The sequence below is a fragment of the Lentiprolixibacter sp. genome, assembly GCF_982873095.1.
Genome location: NZ_CEYNTP010000300.1, coordinates 1 through 2940 on the forward strand (window position 1 = coordinate 1; position 2940 = coordinate 2940).

Sequence of the window (2940 nt, forward strand, 5' to 3'; positions counted from 1 at the left end):
CCCCAGAAACGGGACCTGGAGAGGTTCCAGTCATTTGCATTGGCCAACCAGTTACCGAACCGTCCTTCTCCGGTAGCCTTAGGCTTCCAGTTGATGGTCTGGTTTAAGTCGTACATCCGGTCTTTGACCTCAGTAACCTTTATGAACCATGAATCCAGGGGATAGTATAATATCGGCTTGTCTGTACGCCAGCAATTGGGATAGGGGTGTTTGTATTTTTCTACCTTAAATGCCTTGTTTTCTTCTTTTAGCTTGATGGCCAGTTCCACATCCACAGACCGCTCAGGAGCTTCTCCACTCGGGTAATATTCGTTTTTCACGTATTTACCCCCATGTTCTTTCATTTCCGGTCGGAACCTGCCCTGCAAATCTACCAGGGGTACCGGGTTGTCATTCTCATCCAACACCAGCATAGGGGGTACGGGTGGAGTAGCTTTCTGGGCCACCATCATATCATCTGCACCAAAAGTGGGTGCGGTATGTACGATCCCGGTCCCGTCCTCTGTAGTGACAAAGTCTCCGCTGATCACGCGGAAAGCATTGCCTGCATCCTTGTAGGGCAGTGTATAGGGGAGGAGCTGTTCATAGCGTATCCCCAGTAATTCTTTCCCTTTAAAAGACTCAAGAACCATGTACGGGATCTTTTTGTCCCCTTCCTGGAAATTTTCGAGTACATGGGTGTCCTCAGTTGCCTCGAATCGCCCGGAGAATTGTGTGGTTACCAGGTTTTTGGCCAGGATGACCATAATAGGCTCGAAGGTGTACTGGTTATAGGTCCTTACCAGGACGTAGTCTATTTTTTCACCAACGGTGAGAGCGGTATTGGAGGGTAGGGTCCAGGGCGTTGTGGTCCAGGCCAGAAGGTAAACCGGGACCCCGTAATTCGCCAGGAAGTCTGGCAGAGTTTCCTTGATGGCCCTGAACTGGGCCGTTACGGTAGTGTCCGTAGTATCCTGATATGTGCCTGGCTGGTTGAGTTCATGTGAACTCAGTCCCGTTCCTGCTTTGGGGGAGTATGGCTGTATGGTGTAGCCTTTGTAGAGCAGGCCCTTGTCATAAATGTCCTTAAGCAACCACCATACGGTTTCCATGTACTTGGATTTGTAGGTGATATATGCATCATCCATATCTACCCAGTAACCTATCTTCTCGGTCATGGAATTCCAGGCATCTGTATAGCGCATTACCGCCTTCTTGCAGGCCGCATTATATTCCTCAATTGTAATTTTTTTTCCGATGTCTTCCTTGGTAATCCCAAGTTCTTTCTCCACACCGAGCTCTACAGGCAGTCCGTGGGTATCCCATCCTGCTTTTCGCTTCACCTGGTACCCTTTCATGGTCTTATATCGTGGGAAAATGTCCTTTATGGTCCTTGGAACGACGTGGTGGATCCCCGGCATTCCATTAGCCGAAGGAGGCCCTTCATAAAAGACATAGCTGGGCTGGCCTTCCCTTGAAGTGATGCTCTTTTCAAATATCTGATGGGCTTTCCAAAATGCGAGTACCTCTTCTCCCAATTTTGGCAAATTCAACCCTTTGTATTCGGCAAACTTCATACAATTAAATTCCTGTAGCGAATTAAGGCTGCAAAAATAGTGAATTTCGACGGATTTTTTGACCTAATTTTATATTCCCCCCAGCCCGGATACCCCATATACAGGGTATAAACCCAAATCGGTTCGGAAGCTGTTGAAACTGAAACTGATAATCCCGCCCGCAGGCTCCTTTAAGAACTCTTCAGTTGCTTAAAGTTTATAGCTAATCCCAGCCACGATATTGAAGCCCGGCCCCACTATGCCTGAAGAATATGTCCTGTACCGCTGATTGGTAATATTTTCAAGGATAAGGCTGGTTGTGAGTGCCTCTGTTAACTGGAACTGCGACCGGAAATTGAGCGTATACCAGGAAGGAGAATACGGGTTGCCATCGGCATCAGAAGCATAGATAAAGGGTTTATTCCGTTCTGTGATGGCCAGGTCCTGAAATGGAATTTCCCCGTTGTAGTTGAGAAAGAAATCGGCTGTAAGCCGCTGATTGCGCCAAATAAGATGGATGTCCCCAAAAGTAGGTGCCACATGACGGGCTGCGGTTTCCACCCCATCCTGGTCTTCTTCGGTCCCCTCGGTGAGGGTGAGATTTGCCGCCACAGACCAATGGTCATTGAAGAACGCCTCCATCCCCAGCTCAAGACCATACACGTAAGCCTTTGCGGCGTTCTGCATGGCCTGCACCCTGCTGAGTTGGCCATTGTAAATGATTTCAGGTTCCCCTTCAAACAAATAATCGCGCCGCACCAGGGCATCGACGAGATAGGTATAGTAGGCCGCCCCTTTAAGGACCAGTTTGTCCTTAAAATTCTTCCGAATCCCCAATTCCCCGTTGTAGGCATATTCCGGTTCCAAATCCGGATTGGGAACAACAACAGCTCCGGGCTCAGAATCAAAAACCTTACCCACATCATCGATATTGGGCGACCTGAAGCCTGTTGATCCATTCAGGGTTATCTGCAGGTCAGCCTTGGGAAACCAGCTGAAACCCAAACTCCCCGTGAACGCCCCATTGCTCAGAGCGGCTTTATCAAAGGGAAAAGGATAAAAGGTTGTATCAAAATCTGCCCGTGTCCAGACATGGCTGTAACGCATTCCGGCCAGAAAGGTAAAGTTGGGTTTTAATTTGTACTCACCGTTCACATAGCCCGCCAGGGTTTGCCACCTCGACCCATCCGGGTAACGCGTGGGTGCTGCCTCAATGGTTCTATTTCCAATATCGGTCTGTTTTCCAGAAGAAGCCACCTGATTGAATACATATTCAATACCGTAATACAACCTGAGGTCCCCTATCCGTTTATTCTCAAAATCCAAATTTGTGGAAAAGGCGTCAACCTGTTCCCGCGTAGTATATCGCAATGGGTCACCAAAGCTGCGTTCATTCCTGCTTTCC

The 2940-nt window shown here is 48.5% G+C and carries 2 protein-coding genes; both read right to left on the reverse strand.

Going from position 1 to position 2940, the window contains the following annotated elements:
• The coding region (locus tag AC4E7D_RS13500) for a class I tRNA ligase family protein (protein WP_490174307.1) at nucleotides 1-1556 on the reverse strand (1556 nt) is incomplete at its 3' end.
• 189 nt (nucleotides 1557-1745) lie between these two features.
• Nucleotides 1746-2940, reverse strand: a 1195-nt coding sequence (locus tag AC4E7D_RS13505; protein WP_490174308.1) for a TonB-dependent receptor, incomplete at its 5' end; no start/stop codon positions are given.